Below are 21,746 nucleotides of genomic sequence, written 5' to 3' on the forward strand. Positions count from 1 at the left end.
CAACACCCATCAGCCCCACCCGACCGCAGCCACCCGGAAGGTCCTGGGCCGCCATTGGGGCCACCACCGCATTCTCAACCAGGCGCCGCGCCGCGCCAGCGGCGCCGGGCCCAACCGGGGAGTCTGCATTTCAATGCAGACGACACGGGCGGGAGCCCTCGCCCCCACCTGCCACATTCAATAGGGCATCGGGTTGGCCCGGTGAGCGGCATCGATATCGGCCAGAACCGCATCGCTCAGCTCCAGATCCACCCCCTGCAGCAAATGCGCCAGCTGATTGACATTCGTGGCACCAAAGATCGCCGAGGCCATAAAGGGCCGGGTTTTGCACCACGCCAGCGCCATATGCACCGGATCCAGCCCATGATCCGCCGCGATCTGCAAATAGGCCGCCACAGCGCCCAGAACCCGATCGGACTGCCGCCCGCCCATCTCGGCGTTGAGCGATTTGCGAGACCCCTCCGGCACCGCGCCATTTTGATACTTGCCGGTCAGATATCCCGCAGCCAGCGGCGAGAACGACAACAGCCCCACATCCTCATAGTGGCTCAGCTCCGCAAGGTCGGTGTCATAGAGGCGGCACAGAAACGAATACTCGTTCTGGATCGAGGCCACCCGGGGACCTTTGCCCGCATCAGAGAGCCGCAACCATTGCGCGGTGCCCCAGGCACTTTCGTTCGACAGGCCGAACGCGCGGATCGTGCCCCGGTCCACCTCGCGCTGCAATGCACCCAGACAATCTTCCATATTTGCGATCACATCCGCCCGGCTTTGGGGCGATGTGGTCGGGTCGTATGTCCAGTTCTTGCGGAACATATAGCTGCCCCGGTTTGGCCAGTGGAACTGATAGAGGTCGATATAGTCGGTCCGGAGCCGTTTCAGCGAGGCCTCGATCGTGGCTGTTATGGTGGCACTCGATATCGGTGCCCCATCCCGCGCCACAGAGCCCTCTCCGGAATGTTTGGTCGCAAGGATATAGTCGCCCCGGCGGCCGGTCTTTGCATTCCAGTTGCCGATGTACTCCTCACTGCGCCCCATGGTTTCCGCGCGGACGGGGTTGACCGGATACATTTCTGCCGTATCGAGAAAGTTGATGCCCGCGTCCAGCGCCATGTCGATCTGGGCATGGGCGTCGACCTCATCGGTCTGCGTTCCATAGGTCATGGTCCCGAGACACAACTCCGATACCATCATGTCCGTGCGGCCAAGCCGGTTCATTTTCATCCCGCAGTCTCCTTATGTCATGCTTGGCAGGACCCTAGCCCGTGGGAGGGGCAATGCAAGCCGGAGATATGCGCATCGCTGCGATCATTAACCATTGAACAGCTTTCTGCTCCCTCAAAATGGTGTGCAATGGTATACAAATTTTATCTACTCCCGACCACTGATCCCGGATCACAGATTTACAAAGGAGGCCCTTCATGACTTTCATCACCACCAAGAGCTATCAGGACCTTGTTGCGGATGCAGAATCCGTGATTTCCTTCATTTCTGTAGAGGATGGCCTGGCGCTGCACGATACGCCCAACGCTGAATTCGTCGACCTTCGTGTCTTTCGCGAACTTCAGAAAACGGGTGTCATTCCCGGGGCGCACTCCTGCCCGCGCGGGTTGCTGGAATTCTGGCTTGACCAGAACAGCCCCTTCGCCCGTGAGGTCTTTGGCAAACAGGCGACGTTCATCTTTTACTGCGACAACGGCTGGCGGTCCGCGCTGAGCACCCGGCTGGCTCAGGATATGGGCCTGCAGGATGTCCATTGCCTGCGCGGCGGGCTCGATGCCTGGATGGCCGCCCAAGGTCCCCTGACCCCCTATCGCTGGTAAGCTCCCGCCCTGCCCTGCGCTGTCCGTCTGTTTTGAAATCTGCGCAGGGCAGGCACATTCAACTTCATATTCGACCTTGGAACAAAATGGGAACGCGCTTATATTGCGGCCATGTCATCTCACCTGTTTGCCCGCAAAACCCATTCTTCCCGCGCTCATTCCTCCCGCGATGGTATTTCGCCATTGCCGTCTCTCACCCTGACAAAGGGGCGCGCCCACGAGGCCTGCGGGCCCGCGCGGCGCACCTTTGCACTCTGGCTGGCCGCCGCGACCCAAGGTCCCGTGCTCTGGATCAGTCCGGCCTGGATACCCGATCAGCTCAATCCCGAAGGGATGGTCGACTTTGTCGATCCCGGCCGCTTCCTGTTCCTGCGCGCCACCCGCGCCGAAGACCTCCTGTGGGCCTGCGAAGAAAGCCTGCGCAGCGCAGCGGTGCCACTGGTGGTGGCTGATTTGCCCGCACCTCCTGCGCTCACCCCGGTGCGTCGCCTGCATCTGGCGGCCGAAACCGGAGGCGACGCCCCTCATGCTCCGCTGGCACTGCTGCTGACCCCGGGACAGGGCGGCGCCCCGGGAATCGAGAGCCGCTGGCATCTTGCCGCTGACCACAACGCTCCCGTTTCGCCGACCGCCCCGCGGATCGCGCCCTCGCCAGCTGCATCGCCTGCTGCATCGCCAGCTACATCGTCAGGCTCATCGCCTAGTTCATCGCCTGCTTCATCGCCCGCTGCCCGCCCCCCGGTGCCCCGTTCTCCCGCCGGGCAAACTGCGGCAATGCTCCGTCAATGGAGGCTGGAGCGCCTGCGGGCCCGCACCGCGCCCGTCAAGGCCTGGCGCGTCCGTCACCCCGCGCCGGGGGCTGCGCTGCAGCTGCTGGCGGATACGCCACATGAGGAAAATCCGCATCACCGCCCTAAAACGACATCCCGCGTCGAAAAGTATACTGCGCCAGACTAAAGTTACCCTATGGTCGGGTCTGATATGCGTACACTCCTGTCCTTTGCCGCCCTGTTCCTGTCCGTCATCCTGCTGCAGCTTTCGACCGGAGGCGTAGGGCCGCTGGACGCCCTGTCCGGCGCGGCGATGGGATTTGACAACCGCCAGATCGGTCTGCTCGGCTCGGCGCATTTCCTCGGTTTCTTCATCGGATGCTGGTGGGCCCCCCGGCTGATGGGACGGGTGGGGCACTCGCGGGCCTTTGCGGTCTGCACCGCCCTTGGCGCGATGGGGCTCCTTGGGCATACATTGACCGAAGACCCCTATGCCTGGGCCGCAATGCGGATCGCCTCGGGCCTCTGTGTCGCGGGCTGCTACACCGTCATCGAGGCCTGGATCAACGCCAAGGTGACCAATGAGAACCGTGGCCGGACCTCCGGCGTGTACCGCATTGCCGATACCGGTGCGTCCTTTGCCGCGCAGCTGCTGATCGCGGTACTGCCGCCTGCGTCCTATGTGTCCTACAACGTGCTGGCGATCCTGTGTTGCGCAACCCTGCTGCCGCTGATGATGACCAGCGCCAGCCAGCCCGCCCTGCCCTCTGCCGCGCGACTGCGGCCCTCGCTGGCATGGCGCTGCTCCCCGCTCGGGGTTGCGGGGGTGATTGTCGCAGCCCTCAGCGGCGCCTCTTTTCGGATGGTCGGCCCGGTCTATGGCCAGGAGGTCGGTCTTGCCGTTGACCAGATCGCCTTCTTTCTCGCGGCCTTTGTTCTCGGGGGGGCGCTGGCCCAATACCCGGTGGGCTGGCTGGCAGATAAATTTGACCGCCGCTGGGTGCTGATCTGGCTCTCCGGCATCTCCATGATGGCCTGCGCCCTGACCCTGCCGGCCAGTGGTGGCGGCACCTTTGCCATCATGGGGTCTGCCGCGTTTTTCGGCCTGACCACAGTGCCCATCTTTTCCGTTTCGGCCGCACATGCCAACGACTTTGCCACCTCCGAGGAGCGGGTGGAGCTTTCGGCCGCCCTGATGTTCTTCTATGCCGTTGGCGCCATCGCCGCGCCCCTGGTGGCTTCGGCCCTGATCGAGGCATTCGGACCCGGTGCTCTGTTCGTCTTTGTCGCCCTCGGACACGCCGGGCTCATCGTCTTCGGGATTGCCCGGATGCGGTCGCGCCCCGCCCCCGAGGAACGCACCCGCTACGTCTATGCTCCGCGTACCTCCTTCACCATCGGCAGGATGCTGAAGCGCGCCCGCGAAGGCAGGCAGTAGCGCGGCTCCGCTCCCTTTCGCCCCTGCCCGGTTCCCCTCTCGCACCCGTCTCGCGCCTGTCGGGAGCCCCCTTCGACCCACCGGTTTGCCACTCCCGATGCCATGAGGGGTTTTCGTGCCCTGCTGCATGGGATAGACGAACGGCCAGACAAGCGACGTGGATGGACGACATGGCCCGAATTCTGATCACCTCGGCACTTCCCTACATCAATGGGATCAAGCACCTCGGCAACCTCGTCGGTAGCCAGCTGCCGGCCGATCTCTATGCCCGCTACAACCGTGGACGCGGCAATGAGGTCCTGTTCCTCTGCGCCACGGATGAACATGGCACCCCCGCAGAACTCGCGGCCGCCAAAGCGGGCAAACCAGTGGCCGAGTACTGCGCCGAGATGCATGGCGTCCAAACCGACATTGCCAATCGGTTCGGCCTGTCCTTCGACCACTATGGTCGCTCCTCCAGCCCGCAGAACCACGCGCTGACCCAGCATTTTGCGGGCAAGCTGGCCGAGGCCGGGCTGATCTCGGAAGTCTCTGAAAAACAGGTCTATTCCAATGCCGATGGCCGCTTCCTGCCGGACCGCTACATCGAAGGCACCTGCCCCAACTGCGGCTACGACAAGGCGCGCGGCGACCAATGCGAGGAATGCACCAAGCAGCTGGACCCGACCGACCTGATCAACCCGCGCTCGGCCATTTCCGGCTCCACCGATCTGGAGGTCCGCGAGACCAAACACCTGTTTCTGCGCCAATCGGCAATGCGCGACCAGCTCGATGCCTGGATCGACAGCAAACAGGACTGGCCGGTTCTGACCACCTCGATTGCCAAGAAATGGCTGCACGACGGCAACGGCCTGCAGGACCGGGGCATCACCCGGGATCTCGATTGGGGCGTGCCGGTCAAGCGCGGCGATGCCGACTGGCCCGGCATGGAGGGCAAGGTGTTCTACGTCTGGTTCGACGCCCCGATCGAATATATCGCAGCCGCCGGTGAATGGGCCGAGAAGAACGGGCTGGACGATGCCGCGTGGGAACGCTGGTGGCGCACCGACAAAGGCGCGGATGACGTGAAATATGTCCAGTTCATGGGCAAGGACAACGTTCCCTTCCACACGCTGTCATTCCCCGCCACGATCCTTGGGTCTGGCGAGCCGTGGAAGATGGTCGACCACCTCAAATCCTTCAACTACCTGAATTATGACGGCGGCCAGTTTTCCACCAGCCAGGGCCGCGGCGTCTTCATGGATCAGGCGCTGGAGATCCTGCCGGCGGACTACTGGCGCTGGTGGCTCTTGTCGCACGCCCCCGAAAGCAGCGATTCCGAATTCACCTGGGAGAATTTCCAGCAAGCGGCGAACAAGGACCTGGCCGATGTTCTGGGCAATTTCATATCCCGGATCACCAAATTCTGTCGGTCGAAATTCGGAGAAGGTGTGCCCGCGGGCGGCACCTGGACCGAACAGGAACAGGCCCTGGTCGAGGAGCTGACCACACGAATCGGCGCCTATGAGCGTCACATGGAGGCAATGGACGTCCGCAAATCCGCACAGGAGCTGCGCGCGATCTGGGTTGCGGGCAACGAGTACCTGCAATCCGCCGCGCCTTGGTCCACGTTCAAGACCGATCCCGAACAGGCCGCCGCGCAGGCCCGCCTCGGCCTCAACCTGATCCGTCTATATGCAGTGTTGTCGGCCCCGTTCATTCCCGATGCGGCGGACCGCATGTTTGCAGCCCTGAAGACCACAGATCGCAGCTGGCCCGAAGACATTCCCGCCGCGCTTTCAGCGCTGCCTGCTGGCCACGAGTTTACCGTTCCGGAGGTGCTCTTTGCCAAGATCACGGACGAGCAACGCGAAGAGTGGCAAACCCGGTTTGCCGGGGTGCGCAAGGGCTGATCGCGACCAATCCACCTAACCTGTTCAGATCAAAGGCCGTTCCGTTCCGGGGCGGCCTTTTGAATGCCGCAAGATCCGGCGCCTCCGTTTAAACCAAGTAAAATTATCGGATTGACATATCTGACAAAATAAATCAGGTATCTATTAATCCAGCCAACCTGTGTGACCGCAGGCCAGCCGACAACCCGAACACTGCTCATGCTCCATGTTGACCCAATCTGGCCCAAACCCCGCGCAGACCGATCAGGACGCAGACCGCCTGCCGCTGCCGGATCTGTGGACCTGTGTCCTCTCCGAGGCGCTCCCACAGCCGAGTTTCTGCCTTGAATGGTTGTTCGACAAAGCCGAGCAGACACAGAGGCTCGCCCGATGACCAACCTGAAACCGATTTCCCAAGAAGACATGGCCGCCGCGACCCAGCCGGAGACCTACCCGACCTATCACGCCGAGGATCTGACCCGGGGCGGCGTGCAGGCCCGTATTCTGCTGAACGGCCAGATCTATTCGCTGCGCATCACCCGCGCCGGCAAGCTGATCCTGACCAAGTAAACCTGTTCACCCCGGCGAATTACCGCAAACCGACAACTGTCCAACAAGGATCCACATTATGAAAACGCCGCTTCTCACCGGTGCCGCAATCGCGGCTTTGACCGTAGGCACAACGGCCGCTTTCGCAGCTTCAAAGGCCGAGGTTCTGACCACCTACGCCAATATTGCTGAGGCAAATTACGAAGACAGTCTGATAACCGCAAAGGCTCTGCAGGCCGCAGTAGACGCGCTGATTGCAGCGCCGTCCGCCGAGACCCTTGAAGCCGCCAAAGAAGCCTGGCTGGCGGCGCGTGTCCCCTACCAGCAAACAGAAGTCTACCGTTTTGGCAACGCCATCGTGGACGACTGGGAAGGCAAGGTGAATGCCTGGCCGCTGGACGAGGGTCTGATCGACTATGTGGACGCCTCCTACGGCGGTGCGACCGACGAAAACGCCGCCGCCGCGCTGAATGTCATTGCCAACCCGGAGTTCACCCTCTCGGGCAAGACGATCGACGCGAGCGAGATCACCCCGGCCCTGCTTGAAGAAACCCTGCAGGAGGCCGAAGGCGTCGAATCCAACGTGGCCACCGGCTATCACGCAATCGAATTCCTGCTGTGGGGTCAGGATCTGAACGGCACCGACCATGGTGCAGGCAACCGGTCCTGGACCGACTATGCCACGGGCGATGACTGCACCAACGGCAACTGTGACCGCCGCGGCGCCTACCTGAAGGCCGCAACGGATCTGCTGGTCTCCGATCTGGAATGGATCACCGCGCAGTGGGCCACCGGTGGCGAAGCCCGCGAGACGGTGCTGTCGGACGAAACCGCAGGGATCACCGCGATGCTGACCGGCATGGGCTCGCTGTCTTATGGCGAAACCGCCGGCGAGCGTATGCGTCTGGGCCTGATGCTGAACGACCCCGAAGAAGAGCATGACTGCTTCTCCGACAACACCCACAACAGCCACTACTACGATGGTCTCGGCGTTCAGAACGTCTACCTCGGGGAATATGTGCGCGTGAACGGCGAGCTGGTCTCGGGTGCCTCTCTGGCGGATCTGGTTGAAGCAAAAGATGCGGGCCTGAATGCCGAGCTGACCGGTAAACTCTCCACCACGATGCTGAAACTGGGCCGCATCAAGACCGCTGCCGAGGCGGGCTTCTCCTACGACCAGATGCTGGAACAGGGCAATGAAGCAGGCGAGGCGCTGGTCATGGGGGGCGTCGAAGCACTGGTCGACCAGACCCGCTCCATAGAGCGCGTCGTCACTGCGCTGGACCTGGATGGCGTCGCCATCGAAGGCTCTGACTCGCTGGACAATCCCTCCTCGGTTTTTGAGTAATCCACATCCGAATTCGCCACCACAAGGCCGTGCATCTGATGCGCGGCCTTGTGCATTGCGGGCCTTTCCCCTGCCCCAAAAGAGGCGCCGAACCGGCGTCCGATCCCCGTGTTCACGATTTCCTGAGCATTTCACTTTATCTGACACTTGCAATCCAAGTCTTTTACTCGGATATTGTCATCAGCGAGTAGCCTACAGAATCTCTAGGGATCGGTGACCGGTCATGATCATCTGCCACTGCACTAAAATCTCGGATCATGACATCCATTCGGCCATCGACTGGATGCGGGCCTCCGACCCGCAAACCATTATAACTCCTGGGAAAATTTACCGTGCCCTCGGTAAAAAGGCAGATTGTGGTGGCTGTATGACGCTCTTTCTGGACACTATGCGCTCCAACGCTAAGGTAAGTGTACCTGCACATCTGCAGAACCTACGTACAGCCATTTCCTCGGAGAGCGAATATGAAGGGCGACCCCAAAGTCATCGAGTATCTCAACAAAGCACTTAGGAGCGAGTTGACCGCGATCAGCCAGTACTGGCTACATTACCGCCTGCAGGACGACTGGGGCCTCGGGCACATGGCCAAGAAGAGCCGCGAGGAAAGCATCGAAGAGATGAACCACGCAGACCGGCTGATGGATCGGATCATCTTCCTTGAGGGCCATCCCAATCTGCAAACCCTCGACGCCCTGCGCATCGGCCAGACGCCGAAAGAAACGCTGGAATGCGATTTGGCCGCAGAGCAGGAAGCCCGTGCCCTCTACAAGGAGGCCTCCGAGTATTGTAGGACATCGGGTGACTACGTCACCATGGACCTCTTCAAGGAGCTCCTGACGGACGAAGAAGGCCATATCGATTTCCTGGAGACCCAGCTTGAACTGCACGATCGCGTTGGCGCAGAGAATTACGCCCATCTCAACGCCTCGAAAATGGACGAAGCGGACTAGAGCCGTCGCGTCTCTGGGTGCGGCCTGTGTTCTGGGATTGGCCGCGCCCCTTCAGGCGTTTGATCAACGCCCGGGCCTGACAGAGCCACATCTGTCCGACCTCCCCCGTTCCGCCGAAGACGCCGACCGTGTGGCCAGAGTGACGGCGCCTGCGACCTCCTTCGATCAGGCCGAGCCCTTTGAAGGGAACCCCGCCGGAGCAGCGACAGTGGCGGCACGGGAGGATCGCGATGCCTTCAGCAAACCCTCGGCCAACCTGACGTTCGAACAGGGGTTGGAATTCCATCTGGGCGAGGCTCTGTTCGACAAGCTCTGGGCCTTTTCCCCGTCGTCCACACTGGCCTCCGACGGGCTGGGGCCGGTCTACAATGCCCGTTCCTGTCAGCGATGCCACATCCGGGACGGACGCGGCGCCCTTCCCGAAGGGCCGGACTATCGCTCGGCCTCGGCCTTCCTGCGGGTGTCTATCCCAGGCCCTGTACCCGTCGAAATGGCCGCAGTCTCCGACTATGTCGGCATGGCGCCCGATCCGACATACGGCTGGCAACTGCAGGATTTTTCGGCCCCGGGGATTGATCCGGAATACCGGCTGTCGGTCACCTTCACCGAAGAGGAGGTCCCCCTGAATGGCGGCGGAACCGCCACCCTCCGCAGGCCGGATTTCAGCGCCGCCGATCTGAAATACGGCCCGCTCCATACGGACGCCATGCTCTCGCCGCGGGTGGCGCCGCCCATGATAGGCCTGGGTCTGCTCGAAGCCATCCCCGCCGCCGACATTCTCGCACTGACTGATCCCGAAGACACCAATGGGGATGGCATTTCGGGGCGCGCGAACCTGGTATGGTCCGAGGAATTTCAGCGCATCATGCTCGGCCGGTTCGGGCTCAAGGCCGGCAAGGCAACCCTGCATGAACAATCCGCAGCGGCATTCTCCGGCGATATCGGCATTTCCACGCCGCTCTTCCCTCTGCCATGGGGGGATTGCACGCCCCCCCAGAGGGCCTGCCGGAACGCACCTCATGGCGATCAGGACGCCCGCAAGACCGAGATCGACCAGCCCAACATGGATCTCGTCACCTTCTACAGCCGCAACGTCGCCGTCCCGGCCCGCCGCGCGGTTGCAGACGCCCGCGTGCTGCGCGGCAAGGCCGTGTTTTATCAGGCCGGATGCACGGGCTGCCATCGGCCGAAATTTGTCACCCACCGCCTGAGCGACCGGCCAGAGCAGAGTTTTCAGCTCATCTGGCCCTATACCGACCTGCTGTTGCACGACATGGGTCCGGGCCTTGCTGACAACCGCCCCGAAGGCCGGGCCACTGGCCGCGAATGGCGCACCGCCCCTCTCTGGGGTATTGGCCTCACAGCGCAAGTCTCGGAAAAGGCGAGCTATTTGCACGATGGCCGCGCCCGTACCCTGCTGGAGGCAATTCTCTGGCACGGCGGCGAGGCCCAGGCTGCCCGCGACCGCGTGGTGGCGCTGTCGGTGGCTGACCGCCACGCTCTCATTTCCTTTCTGGAGTCCCTCTGACATGTCACTGCTCTCGCGTCTCACTTTCACCGCCTGCGCCTGCTTTGCCCTCGGAGGCTTTGCCAGAGCCGACGCGCTGACGGATGCCGTGGTCGATCGCCATATCCTGCCGACCTATGAAACCCTGGCGTCCCAAACGGCCGCCTTTGCCGAGATCACGCAGAACGACTGCAGCCCGACCTCCGCCCCGCTGCAGGCGGCCTGGGGGCAGGCTCTGGATGCATGGGTCGCGGCCAGCCACCTGCGCTTTGGTCCATCAGAGGCCGGGAACCGCGCCTTCGCCATCGCCTTCTGGCCCGACAGCCGCTCCAAAACCCCAAAGGCGCTGCGGAGCCTGCTGCTTGATGCGGATCCGGTGATCGCCAGTGCCGAAAGCTTCGCCACCGCCTCCGTCGCGGTGCGTGGCTTCTATGCGCTGGAGTTTCTGCTCTACGATCCCGCCTATGCCGATCTGGCCTCCGACGAATATACCTGTGATCTGATCCGCGCGATTGCCCGCGACCTCGCGGCCAACACGGCCGCGATCCTTTCCGACTGGCAGGGCGGTTTTGCCGACAGCCTGCGCCATCCCGGCGCCCGCCCCGGCGATCGCTACCGTACCGAAGAAGAGGCGCATCAGGAATTGTTCAAGGCGCTCACGACCGGTCTTGAAATCCTGACCGACATGCGGCTCGGGCGTCCGCTTGGCACCTTTGACCATCCACGGCCCAATCGGGCAGAGGCGCGGCGCTCCGGCCGGAGCCTGCGTCACATTCAGGTCCAGCTTGCGGCGTTACGTCCGCTTGCGCTGCTACTGGCGGAGGGTGATACGGCCCTCACCGCGCAGGTTCAGCACGCGTTTGACAAAGCGGACCGCCACGTCGACAGCCTGTCCGGCGACCCCACCCTTGCAGGCGTCAGCGACCCGCAGAAGCGTTTTCAGATCGAGGCATTGCAGCAGGATATCCGCGACATCAAAACACTGGTCGGCACGGACATCGGTTCCAAACTCGGGGTCGAGGCCGGCTTCAATGCGCTAGACGGGGACTGAGCAAACACGGAGACCGAACATGCAATCCAGACGCGGGTTTCTCGCAGGCCTAATGGCCACCGGCATGGCGCCCAAGGCAACCTGGGCCGATGCCGGTGCGCCGGCCTTTCTGGCGGCTGGCAAGGATGAGCTGGGTCTGTTTGTCATCGCCGGACTGTCGGCAACGGGCGAGGTTCTGTTTCGCCACACCCTGCCGGACCGCGGCCATGCGGCCAGCGCACATCCCACCCGCCCGGAGGCCGTCGCCTTTGCCCGCCGCCCGGGCCGTTTCGCGGATGTCATCGACTGCCGCAGCGGTGCACAGCTGGCCCGGCTCGAACCGCCTGCCGGGCACCACTTTTATGGCCATGGCGTGTTTTCCCCCGATGCATCCGTCCTTTTCACCACTGAGAATGCCTTTGAAACAGCAGACGGCATGATCGGCGTCTGGGACGCCGGCACCTACGCCCGCATCGGCCAGTTCCCCTCCGGCGCCATCGGCCCGCACGAGGTCCTTCTGCGTCAGGATGCGCCCGGTCTGGTGATCGCAAATGGCGGCATTGAGACCCACCCGGACTCCGGGCGCGCCAAGCTCAACATCCCCTTCATGCGCCCGAGCCTCAGCTACCTGACCCTCGACGGTCAGATCGAAGAGATCATGGAACTGCCCGCCGAGCTTCACAAGAATTCGATCCGCCATATCGCGGTGCGCAGCGACGGAACGGTCGGATTTGCCATGCAGTGGCAGGGCGATCCCGGCGATGAGGTGCCGATTGTCGGTTTGCACCGCCCCGGCGATACTCCACGCCTCATGGCCGAGGGTGATCCGCGCCGCCGCAACCTCAACGGCTATGGCGGCTCCATCGCATTCTCCGGCGATGAAACGCAGATCGCCGTCACCTCGCCGCGGGGGGGCGTTGTGCAGATCATGGCCTGCGCTACCGGTCATCTGGTCGCAGAACATCACCTGCCCGACGTCTGCGGTTTGGCTCGGACCGCAACCGGCCTGCTGGCCAGCACCGGCACCGGCGCAATCGTTCACTTCGGCCCGGGCATGGCGCATCTGGCCACTGCCCCGCTGGCCTGGGACAATCACCTGATCCCGCTCGGCTGACATCCTCTCTCGCCGCCGGACACCACCGCCGCCGGATCGGCGGCGGTTTCGTTTCTCATGATCTGAGGGCAATTTCGAAAACAAAGCATGACAAATTCCGCAATATAGCCTATCAGGCCCCCTGAAAAGGAAAGCCGATGGATGCAAGTGACCGCCAGAACGAAATCCTGTCCCTGCTGACGTTGCAGGATCGCGTCGAGGTAGAGGACCTCGCGCGCCGCTTTGGGGTGTCTCTGCAGACCGTACGGACCGACCTGCGCGACCTGTCCGGGCGCGGCCAACTCAGCCGGGTTCACGGTGGCGCGGTCCGCATCGCGTCGGCCGCCAATCGCGGCTACGCGGAACGGCGGATGCTGAATGCAGGCGGCAAACGCGCTATGGCCAGCCTGGCCGCCGAAGTCATCCCCGAAAACTGTTCGCTTGCGCTCAATATCGGCACCTCAACCGAACAGGTCGCACGGGCACTGTCGGGGCATTCAGGCCTGACCATCCTCTCCAACAATATAAATATTATCAACATGATGATGGCGATGGAGACTCGCGATCTGATCCTCGTGGGGGGCAGTATACGTCAAAGCGACGGCGCCATCGTCGGCGAAGATGCGGTTGATTTCATCAGCCGCTACAAACTGGACTATGCGGTCATCGGCGCATCAGCGATGGACCCGGACGGCGCTATTCTCGATCATGATGCGCGGGAAGTCTCTGTCGCCCGTGCCTTGCTGAGGAATGCCCGTAGCCGCATCCTGATCTGCGACGGCAGCAAATTTGAACGCTCGGCCCCGGTGCGCATCTGCGCCCTGACCGAGCTGGATATTGTCATCACCGACCGCCCCGTGCCTCAGGAATTCGCCGAAGCCGCCGCCGCGGCCGGAACCCGAATCCTGGTGGCGGATGCCCCGGTCACAAACGAAAGCAGCGAAAATGACTGACACAGCCCAAACCCCTGCCCGCACCAGCGCGGAAACCGTCCCGATCACCGATCTGTTTGTGATCGGCGGTGGTATCAATGGCTGCGGCATTGCGCGCGACGCGGCCGGTCGCGGACTGTCGGTGACGTTGGCCGAGATGAAGGATCTCGCCTCTGCGACCTCCTCTGCCTCCACCAAGCTGTTTCACGGGGGCCTGCGCTACCTGGAATATTTCGAATTCCGACTGGTGCAGGAGGCGCTGATCGAGCGCGAAGTTCTGCTCAGGGCGATGCCGCATATCTCATGGCCGATGCGCTTTGTGCTGCCGTTTCACAAGGATATGCGGTTTGATAACACCACCCCGACCTCAAAGCTGCTGACCACCGTCATGCCCTGGATGAAGGGCCGCCGCCCGGCCTGGCTGATCCGGCTTGGCCTGTTCATGTATGACACGTTGGGGAAACGCGGCATCCTGCCCGGCACGCGCCGTCTTGACCTGACCAGTGACGAGGCAGGCAAGCCCCTGAAAGACAAGTTCAAAACCGCCTTTGAATATTCCGATTGCTGGGTCGAGGACGCGCGGCTTGTGGTATTGAACGCCCGCGACGCCGAGGCCCGTGGCGCCGAGATATTGACCCGCACCGAAGTCACCCGCGCCGAGCGCCACGCCGACCACTGGGAGGTCCACATCAGGGATGTGACCACCGGGGCAGAATCCGTGCGGCGCGCCAGGATGCTGGTCAATGCGGGTGGGCCGTGGGTTGCCGATGTGTTGCGCCAGAAACTGGGACAGAACAGCCGCGAGGGCGTGCGACTGGTGCGCGGCAGTCATATCGTGGTGCCGAAACTTTATGATCACGGGCGGTGCTATTTCTTTCAGGGCCAGGACGGGCGCATCATTTTCGCCATCCCCTATGAGGAGGATTTCACCCTCATCGGCACGACCGATGCTGACCACCCGGACCCGCAAACCCGACCCGAGTGCACGCCCGAGGAGCAGGACTATCTGGTGGCCTTTGCCTCCGGTTATTTTGACAAGCCTGTGACCCGCGATCAGATTGTCTGGACCTACTCCGGGGTGCGGCCGCTCTATGATGACGGGGCCAGCTCTGCGACGGCCGCAACGCGTGAATATGTGCTGACGCTCGACACCGAGCAGGCGCCATTGCTGAATGTATTTGGCGGCAAGATCACCACATACCGCAAACTCGCCGAAGCTGCGCTGGCGAAGGTGGCAGAGGTCTTCCCGGGTCTCGCTGCCGACTGGACCGCCGGGGTGGCGCTGCCGGGGGGCGATTTCCCTGTGGCTGATGTGGCCCGTTTGCAGGACAAGCTGGCAACGGACTATCCCTTCCTGTCCGCCTATGCCACCCGCCGCCTGATCCGCGCCTACGGCACGGAAGCCTGGACCATCCTCGGGGACGCGAAGGCAGAAAGCGATCTGGGTCGGGAGTTTGGCGCCACCATCACAGCGCGGGAACTGGATTGGGCCATCGACCGGGAATGGGTCCGCAGCGGCGAAGACTACCTGTGGCGGCGCACGAAACTCGGCCTGCGACTGAAGGAGGAGGAGCGCGCAGCGGTCGATGCCTACATCCGCGAAAGGGTTTAGGCGACGCCGCCCGCGCGTTGCCCCCTTGTGGTCCGGACGCACCTGAACTGATGAACGCGACCCTGCCAAAGCGGGGGATGCCCCTCGACGTCCAGCCAGGCGGGACATCCTTCAGCAGCGTCCACCGCTTCCGGATCAGGCATCGGGGCCTACGCGGCGCCCTTCCATGTGGTCGGTGTCACATAGACAATGCCGTCATCGGCGCTGATCATCACCTCGCCGTCCTGGATATTGACCTGAATTTTCATTGCACGGCTTATCAGTTTGGCCAGGGCAGCCGTGTCGGCCTCGGGAAACCGCACCACCTGTAGATTGTCAAACCGAGTGGTGCTGTTCTTGATCTTGTCCCACCAGACCTCAGCCGTCCGGCCACCATAGGGATAGACCATCACCTTATTGGCCTTGCCGCAGGATTGACGTATCACCTTTTCGCTCGGCAGCCCCAGCGCCACCCAGACATCAAGCTCACCGCTCAGGCTCTTTTGCCAGATATCCGGCTCATCATCCGTTGAGAGCCCCTTGGTCATTTCCAGATGCTCATGGGCATTCAGCGCAAAGGCGACAAGTCGCACCATCAGCCGTTCGTCCGTTTCCGACGGATGCTTGGCCACGGTGAGTTTGTGGGTCTCATAGTAGTGACGATCCATGTCCGAGACCGAAAGCTCAATTTTGTAAATGGTGGCCTTTTGCGCCATGATCTGTCCCAAACCTCTGATGTTTGGGACGTCTATCCCCTCCGCTGAGGTTTGAAAAGCCGCCAATGAAGCCGCGAAACGGAAGCCGCGCGACCCTGCACGCATATGCGTGCAGGCGAGACCCGCTTGCGACAGTCTGGTTGATCCGCAAGCGCGGCAAGGCGCGCATGCCACCCCGGCATGGGCCTTCACAGGCCAGCACGCGATCAGGCAGACTGCATTTCGAGCGCCTTGCCGTCATACTTCCCGGTCGTCGCGGCGCTGGCCAGAACCTGCGCCACGTCGGTCCGGCTGGCCTTGGCGGATTTATCCACATCAGCTCCCAAAAGCACCTCGTCACCGGGCCCGTTGTCGGTCAGCATAACGGGCCGCAGGATGGCATAGGTCAGCCCGGAGGCCTTGAGGTGCTCATCCGCCTCGTGTTTCGCCTTCAGATAATGCGCCATATCGCCGGAAGGGTCTGACTGATCCGCCCCCACCGTGCTGAGCATGACAAACCGCTCGGCTCCGGCAGTCCGGGCGAGGTCGACCAGACGCATGGCCCCGTCGCGGTCGACCTTTTCGGTCATCTCGGGGCCGGTCGCCCCACCTGAGCCTGCTGCAAAGATCACCACATCCGCGCCGTCGCAAACGCCCGGTTGCAGATCGGTCAAATCGGCTTGGCGCAGATGTGTCGCCTCGGGGAGATGGCTGGTGTCAGAGCTTTCGCGCACCAGTGCTGTTACACTGTGCCCCTGATCAATGATCTTTCGGGTCAGAATGCGGCCGGTCTTGCCGGTGGCACCGGCGATCAGAATATTCTTCGTCATGTCATTTCCTTTCTGTGTCCGAAGGCGGGGCCATGGGGCCCGCGGCCTGGGTTGCGGCGATATAGCCTGGCTGCTGCTGCAGCGCGTCCCAGTAGGAGGCGAGCACGGGATAGCCCGTCAGCAGTCCGAACCGCTCCAGAAGGGCCAGGATGTAGGACATCTGGATATCTGCGAGCATCGCACGATGGCCGAACAGCAACGGGCCGTCACCGATCAGCCGGGTGATATAGGCGAGATGGACATCGAGCGCCGCGCGCGCCTCATCCGGCACCGGCTCGCCGCCAAACGCCGGAAGAATGGCCTTGAGGGCGACCTCGGCAAAGGAGGCCTCAACGTAGTCCAGCAGCGCTTCGTGCTGCCAATAGGCGGATGTGCCCTCAGCAGGCCTGTGGCTGGTGTCACCGTATTTCTCCACGAGATAGCGCAGGATCGTCGCGGACTCGGCCACCATTTCGCCGTCGTCCTCAATCACCGGAGATTTGCCCAGGGGATGCACTTGCTTCAGCGCCTCGGGCGCACGAAAGCGCTCGGTACGGTCATAATCGACCCGGTTGCAGGGCTGACCAAGATCGGCCAGCAGCCACAATACGCGGGTTGCGCGGGAGTATTTCAGAGCGTGCAGGGTAATCATGGTAAAAAGATCGCCTTTGCGTTGGTGAATTCCTTCATGCCAAAGCCGCCGTGTTCGCGCCCGTAGCCTGAATCCTTGACGCCGCCGAACGGCATGTTTGGATCCGCCGCGCCAAAGGAGTTGATGCGGACCATGCCGGTGTCAAAATGATCGCGCGCGAGCTGTACCGCGTGCTCTTCATCCCTGCAGAAAATCCCACCACCAAGACCATAGCGGCTGTCGTTCGCGATGCGCATGGCGTCTTCGTCGTCGCTGGCACGGATCACGGCGGCCACCGGGCCAAAGATCTCATCGTCATAGGCGGGCATGCCGGGTGTCACATCACCCAGGACAGTGGCGGGATAATAGGCCCCCGTGCGATCCGGCGCGGTGCCGCCACAGAGCACTTTTGCGCCTTTGGCAACGCTTTGCTCCACTTGGCCCTTCACGGTGTCAAATTGCTCTTCGCTGGAAAGTGGACCAAGCTGCGAGTCCTGATCCATCGGATCACCCAGACTGATCGCCTGCATCTGCGCGACGAACCCCGCCACGAAAGCATCGTAGACCTTTTCGGTCACCACAAATCGCTTCGCCGAGACGCAGGTTTGCCCGTTGTTATACAAACGCCCCATGACAGAGTATTTGACGGCAGTTTCAATGTCAGCGTCTTCCAGCACCAGATAGGCGTCGTTCGATCCAAGTTCGAGCACGGTCTTTTTCAACGCCTTGGCCGCCACGCTGCCGATGTGCCGCCCGGCCACATCGCTGCCGGTCATTGTAACGCCACGCACAAGCGGGTGTTCGATCAGCGCATCGCTGGTGTCATGGTCGATCAAAAGCACCTGGAACAGATCTTTCGGAAGGCCGGCCTCAACGCAGAGGTCGCGCAGGCGCAGGCCCGACCCTGTGCAGATGCTCGCATGTTTCAGGACGCAGCCGTTGCCAGCCATGAGGTTCGCCGCCAGCACCCGGACGGGTTGATACAGTGGAAAATTCCAGGGCTGGATCGAGTAGATCACACCGATAGGTTGGTGGCTGACGATCCCACGCGCTCCGTCGCTGCCATGGGTGCGGTCCTCGTCCGCCAGAACCTCGGGGCCATGCTGCGCGGTATATTCGAAGATTGCGGCACAGATCTCGACCTCGGTCTTGCCGTCCTTGAGCAGCTTGCCAGTCTCGCGGGTCATCAGCTCCGACAGGTCATCGCTGTGCGCGCGCAGGACCTCGGCAATCCGCATCAGGTAGGGCGCGCGTTCTTCATGGGTCTTTGTCCGCCACTCGAGAAAGGCGTCCTGCGCAGCTTCAAGCCTTTGCACCGCGTCCTCCGGCGTCATCAGGGGATACGTTTCTATCACCTTTCCGGTGGCAGGGTTCGTGGTCGTAATCGTCGACATGATGTCTCCTTCAAGCTTTGCAGCGCTGAAGGGGAAACACCCCAGTCGGGATTTGGTTCCTGTCCGGGGGGCCTCGCATGCCGCAAAGTCACGGGAACGTTATTGCCCAGGGCTGACTTGATCATAGGTTCGGGGGAGACGGCGGATTGCGATGGCGGACCAGACGCCCTCACAGTATCGACCAAGACTGACAGTATAGACCAAGAAGGAAACCAGATCATGACCACCACCGGCACACAGTTGTTCACCACGCTTGAGGCTGACGGCACCCTGACCGTCGCACTGGAGGAGGTGACTTTCGACGCCCCCACCGGCAATCAGGTTCTGGTGAAAATGGAAGCCGCACCGATCAACCCATCCGACCTTGCGATTCTGGTCGGCGGGGCAGATGTCGAGAATGCCGAATACACGCGAGGCAAATTTGTCGCCAAGATGCCAAAGGCCGCCAACGCGGCCTCAAAGGCGCGCCACGGCATGAAGCTCCCTGCCGGCAACGAAGGAGCGGGCACCGTGGTTGCGGCCGGCGACACCGACACCGCGCAGGCCCTTGTGGGGCAGCGCGTCTCTTGCGTGCCCGGTAATGCCTACAGCCAATACTGTCTTTCCGATGCCTCAATGTGCCTGCCCCTGGGCGATCATTCCGCCGAAGAAGGGGCCAGCGCCTTCGTCAACCCGATGACAGCGCTTGGTTTTGTCGAAAATGCCAGAGCCGACGGGCAGAACGCCATTCTGCATACGGTCGGGGCGTCCAACCTTGGGCAGATGCTGACACGGATCTGTCAGGAGGACGGGATGGGGCTGGTCAACATCGTGCGCAAGAGGGATCAGGTGGACCTGCTGAAGGGGCTCGGGAGCAAGCATGTGGTCAATTCCTCCGACGAGGATTTCATGGATCAGCTGAGCGGCGCCATCCGGGAAACCGGCGCCTTCTATGGCTTTGATCCGATCGGAGGCGGCAAGCAGGTCGACATGGCGTTCAGAGCGATGGAGCGGGTCGCAATCGAGGAGATGAGCGAATACTCGCGCTATGGCTCCAACCAACCAAAGCGCATGTTCATCTATGGCCGCCTGGACACAAGCCCCACTGTTCTGACGCCCTCATACGGGTTCGGCTGGACGTTGTCGGGGTGGCTTTTGTTTCCCTTCCTGCAGTCCGTCGGGCAAGAAACAATGGGCCGTATGCGGCAGCGTGTGCGCGACAACCTGACCACCACCTTTGCCAGCCCCTATAAATCGCGTGTCTCATTGGAGGACATGCTCACGAAGGAGGCGGTGATGGATTATCGCGCGATGCGGACGGGCGAGAAGTATCTGGTAAAGCCCTGGTCCTGATGCCTGCCGGAGCGGCGCTGCTCGTCAGGGGCGGCGCCTGCTCTGTTCAGAGGGGCAGACCACTTGCCTGGAAAATTGCGCCCAGAGCGGCATCACACACGCCATGCAGCTTCGACAGGCGACGCCAGGCCTTCACAGGGGTTTCTCCGCCCAGCCCGTGATGGGGCGTGTTGTGGTAGATGTCGATCACCCAACGCAGCAGCGCGAAGGTGAAGTCGTCCAGGGTAAGTGCTGCGCGCTTCTCGGGATCCGCATCGCCCTTCTCCATGATGCTGGAGAACGTGTGCCCCGACAGACGCGGCGCGAAGTCGCTCCGGAGGCTGCCGAATGCACGCTCGATCGTTCCGCGGTTCTCCGGCACACCATTCATCGCCATTTCCCACATCACGCCGAGATCCTCAGCCGCCATGCGAAAGCGCATCGACTTGAAGGCAGAACCTCCATCGAAGAGGATCAACTCGGGCGTGCCATGCATGTCCCAAGGCGTCAGGGCCCCGACAGCGTCCGCCCAAACTGAACGAGAACTGCAGGACAGGTCCGTCCGCCGCGCTGAAAAACACCGCCGTCGGGACAGTAAACGGGGGGCGCGGTCTGATCCGCTCAGGTTCCGCAGCCTGCGCGACCGCAGGTGTTGCTCAGGGAGAAAAACGCTTGTCCAACGGTCGGATTCAGGCGATCTTCACGTCAAACGGCGTGCCACTTGGGGAATGTCGGTTCAATGTGTTACAAGCAGGAGAGGAAATTGACAAATAAAATTGAACGTGATTTCACCAGCCTAAAGAAAGCCGTGAGCGGGATTAGAAAAAGCCTTAAGCAAGGAAGTGATATTGACGATGTTTACTCACGGCTGAATGCACTTGAAGTGCGCCTGAACTCTCAATTGGAGGTGATGTCAAAATTTGAGTCAATCGCCAATCGAACAAAAAATGCCTATGATGAGTTGCTTTTGACTGCAATTAAAAAAAACTCCCTTCCTGACGAAGTTTTCTTCGACATCGCTCAGGCGCCCGACGTTAGAAAAATTTCAGATGCGCTGAGCCAAAACGGAATTTGTATCATTAGGGACGAGACCATTGTCGAGCTTGCCCGGAATGCGCAATCCGAAATGAACGACTTTCTGGAAAAAGTTAAAGATGATATTTCGAAAAAAATCTACACTGAGCTTGATGATGTAATCATTGACGGCGTTGACGAAATTAAAGGCGGACACAATGGGCGTGCGGGCCAAGACAAAGCAGTGCTGCATGTTCGCGGTGGCGCCGACGACGGTTTGGTCGATGTATTTAATGCCGATAGGATCTTCCCGTCTCTTGCTGCGATCAAAGAGGGGTTGAGAACTGGTTATGTCAAAGACGTCATCGACCGTGCGATTCCCGGTATGGAATTCGAGAATATAAATGTCTACATCAACAAGGGTGTAACGAAAACTCGGGGGTTCCATTACGACTCCCGTTCTCCGGTCGTCAAAATCTTCATCGTTTTGACCGATGTTCCGGATCATTCCTATGGTCCGTATTGCTACGAGTTGGGCAGCCATTTGGATGAAGTGACGATTGAAGAAAGTTTTTCAGGGATTGGCTTCACGTCATTCAGGAAGAATGACGCTTATTTCTCGAATTATAAAAATGTGATCGCGTGCTTGGGTAAGGTTGGCGATATTGTCATTTCCTACCAACATGGCTCTCATCGCGGTTTCCCTCAAAGCCCCGACCGTACACGCATGATGGGTGTGCAAGTTCTTCGACCAAAGAAGCCCTAAGGCTCAACCGCGCCTGGACGTGTTCGGAGTCCGCCCGTTCGCAAAATGGAATGAAATTGACTGAAGGTGCTGGCGGGCTTTGTTGCGCGAGCCATCCTTGTCCTGGCGACAGCATCATGCTAATCGGCAGGTGCAACACAGGGATCGGGCTTTCGCACGGTTCATTCGGGCGCCAAGCGCCTATATCTGGTTCTGGGTGTTTAAGCCTCTTTGGACAGTTTCTT

The 21,746-nt window shown here is 61.4% G+C and carries 21 protein-coding genes; 15 read left to right on the top strand and 6 right to left on the bottom strand.

The genetic code is table 11. The annotated features are described in order from the left end of the window. Positions 1-177 precede the first annotated feature (177 nt). A complete protein-coding gene (locus tag FGE21_RS13210) occupies positions 178-1,224 on the bottom strand; it encodes an aldo/keto reductase (protein ID WP_139663769.1) in 1,047 nt (348 codons plus the stop codon). Positions 1,225-1,421: 197 nt separating this feature from the next. Here FGE21_RS13210 and FGE21_RS13215 point away from each other — a divergent pair, with 197 nt between their 5' ends. The 13 genes from FGE21_RS13215 to glpD all read left to right on the top strand — a co-directional run bounded on the left by FGE21_RS13215 (position 1,422) and on the right by glpD (position 14,923). Next, positions 1,422-1,823 (top strand): rhodanese-like domain-containing protein, encoded by a 402-nt coding sequence (locus FGE21_RS13215; RefSeq protein ID WP_139663770.1) that lies wholly within the window; start codon positions 1,422-1,424, stop codon positions 1,821-1,823. A gap of 183 nt (positions 1,824-2,006) precedes the next feature. After that, entirely contained in the window at positions 2,007-2,780 is a 774-nt protein-coding gene (locus tag FGE21_RS20640; protein WP_139663771.1) for an ImuA family protein, read from the top strand. Between the two features lie 24 nt (positions 2,781-2,804). Beyond that, the gene (locus FGE21_RS13225) at positions 2,805-4,031 is read left to right on the top strand and encodes an MFS transporter (RefSeq protein ID WP_139663772.1); all 1,227 of its coding nucleotides are present in this window, start codon (positions 2,805-2,807) and stop codon (positions 4,029-4,031) included. Between the two features lie 170 nt (positions 4,032-4,201). Next, positions 4,202-5,923: a methionine--tRNA ligase gene (gene metG / locus FGE21_RS13230; RefSeq protein ID WP_139663773.1), complete on the top strand. Its 1,722-nt coding sequence runs from the start codon at positions 4,202-4,204 to the stop codon at positions 5,921-5,923. 402 nt (positions 5,924-6,325) lie between these two features. After that, positions 6,326-6,472: a hemin uptake protein HemP gene (hemP, locus tag FGE21_RS13235; RefSeq protein ID WP_232367805.1), complete on the top strand. Its 147-nt coding sequence runs from the start codon at positions 6,326-6,328 to the stop codon at positions 6,470-6,472. A 58-nt stretch (positions 6,473-6,530) separates the two neighbouring features. Next, on the top strand, positions 6,531-7,799 hold the full coding sequence (locus tag FGE21_RS13240; RefSeq protein WP_139663774.1) for an imelysin family protein: 1,269 nt from the start codon (positions 6,531-6,533) through the stop codon (positions 7,797-7,799). A 223-nt stretch (positions 7,800-8,022) separates the two neighbouring features. After that, complete coding sequence (locus FGE21_RS13245) at positions 8,023-8,310, top strand: bacterioferritin-associated ferredoxin (RefSeq protein WP_139663775.1); 288 nt, start codon at positions 8,023-8,025, stop codon at positions 8,308-8,310. After that, positions 8,264-8,749 (top strand): bacterioferritin, encoded by a 486-nt coding sequence (gene bfr, locus FGE21_RS13250; protein ID WP_139663776.1) that lies wholly within the window; start codon positions 8,264-8,266, stop codon positions 8,747-8,749. Before FGE21_RS13245 ends, bfr begins: the two co-directional genes overlap by 47 nt. A gap of 31 nt (positions 8,750-8,780) precedes the next feature. After that, positions 8,781-10,277, top strand: a complete 1,497-nt coding sequence (locus FGE21_RS13255) for a di-heme oxidoredictase family protein (protein ID WP_370285689.1) — start codon at positions 8,781-8,783, stop codon at positions 10,275-10,277. Between the two features lies 1 nt (position 10,278). Further along, on the top strand, positions 10,279-11,307 hold the full coding sequence (locus tag FGE21_RS13260; RefSeq protein WP_139663777.1) for an imelysin family protein: 1,029 nt from the start codon (positions 10,279-10,281) through the stop codon (positions 11,305-11,307). 19 nt (positions 11,308-11,326) lie between these two features. Then, complete coding sequence (locus FGE21_RS13265) at positions 11,327-12,400, top strand: DUF1513 domain-containing protein (RefSeq protein WP_139663778.1); 1,074 nt, start codon at positions 11,327-11,329, stop codon at positions 12,398-12,400. Positions 12,401-12,537: 137 nt separating this feature from the next. Further along, on the top strand, positions 12,538-13,332 hold the full coding sequence (locus tag FGE21_RS13270) for a DeoR/GlpR family DNA-binding transcription regulator (RefSeq protein WP_139663779.1): 795 nt from the start codon (positions 12,538-12,540) through the stop codon (positions 13,330-13,332). Then, positions 13,325-14,923 (top strand): glycerol-3-phosphate dehydrogenase, encoded by a 1,599-nt coding sequence (glpD, locus tag FGE21_RS13275; RefSeq protein WP_139663780.1) that lies wholly within the window; start codon positions 13,325-13,327, stop codon positions 14,921-14,923. The genes FGE21_RS13270 and glpD overlap by 8 nt, the downstream gene beginning before the upstream one ends. A gap of 149 nt (positions 14,924-15,072) precedes the next feature. Here the strand turns inward: glpD and FGE21_RS13280 are convergent, their stop codons facing one another. The 4 genes from FGE21_RS13280 to FGE21_RS13295 form a co-directional block, all read right to left on the bottom strand. Next, positions 15,073-15,618, bottom strand: a complete 546-nt coding sequence (locus FGE21_RS13280; protein WP_139663781.1) for a YaeQ family protein — start codon at positions 15,616-15,618, stop codon at positions 15,073-15,075. A gap of 206 nt (positions 15,619-15,824) precedes the next feature. Beyond that, positions 15,825-16,427, bottom strand: a complete 603-nt coding sequence (locus tag FGE21_RS13285; RefSeq protein WP_139663782.1) for an SDR family oxidoreductase — start codon at positions 16,425-16,427, stop codon at positions 15,825-15,827. A 1-nt stretch (position 16,428) separates the two neighbouring features. Beyond that, positions 16,429-17,058 carry a glutathione S-transferase family protein gene (locus tag FGE21_RS13290; RefSeq protein WP_139663783.1) on the bottom strand — a complete coding sequence of 210 codons (630 nt, stop codon included), beginning with the start codon at positions 17,056-17,058 and terminating at the stop codon, positions 16,429-16,431. After that, on the bottom strand, positions 17,055-18,431 hold the full coding sequence (locus FGE21_RS13295) for an NAD-dependent succinate-semialdehyde dehydrogenase (protein ID WP_139663784.1): 1,377 nt from the start codon (positions 18,429-18,431) through the stop codon (positions 17,055-17,057). Before FGE21_RS13295 ends, FGE21_RS13290 begins: the two co-directional genes overlap by 4 nt. Before the next feature lie 219 nt (positions 18,432-18,650). On the opposite strand from FGE21_RS13295, the gene FGE21_RS13300 reads away from it, so the two are divergent. Then, the gene (locus FGE21_RS13300) at positions 18,651-19,763 is read left to right on the top strand and encodes a zinc-binding dehydrogenase (protein ID WP_139663785.1); all 1,113 of its coding nucleotides are present in this window, start codon (positions 18,651-18,653) and stop codon (positions 19,761-19,763) included. Positions 19,764-19,809: 46 nt separating this feature from the next. Here the strand turns inward: FGE21_RS13300 and FGE21_RS13305 are convergent, their stop codons facing one another. Beyond that, positions 19,810-20,238, bottom strand: coding sequence for a hypothetical protein (locus FGE21_RS13305; protein ID WP_255731578.1), 429 nt, complete (start codon positions 20,236-20,238; stop codon positions 19,810-19,812). 267 nt (positions 20,239-20,505) lie between these two features. On the opposite strand from FGE21_RS13305, the gene FGE21_RS13310 reads away from it, so the two are divergent. Beyond that, a complete protein-coding gene (locus tag FGE21_RS13310) occupies positions 20,506-21,522 on the top strand; it encodes a hypothetical protein (RefSeq protein WP_139663786.1) in 1,017 nt (338 codons plus the stop codon). Positions 21,523-21,746: the final 224 nt, after the last annotated feature.

It is taken from the genome of Phaeobacter sp. B1627 (genome assembly GCF_006265095.1).
Classification (GTDB): Bacteria; Pseudomonadota; Alphaproteobacteria; order Rhodobacterales; family Rhodobacteraceae; genus Epibacterium.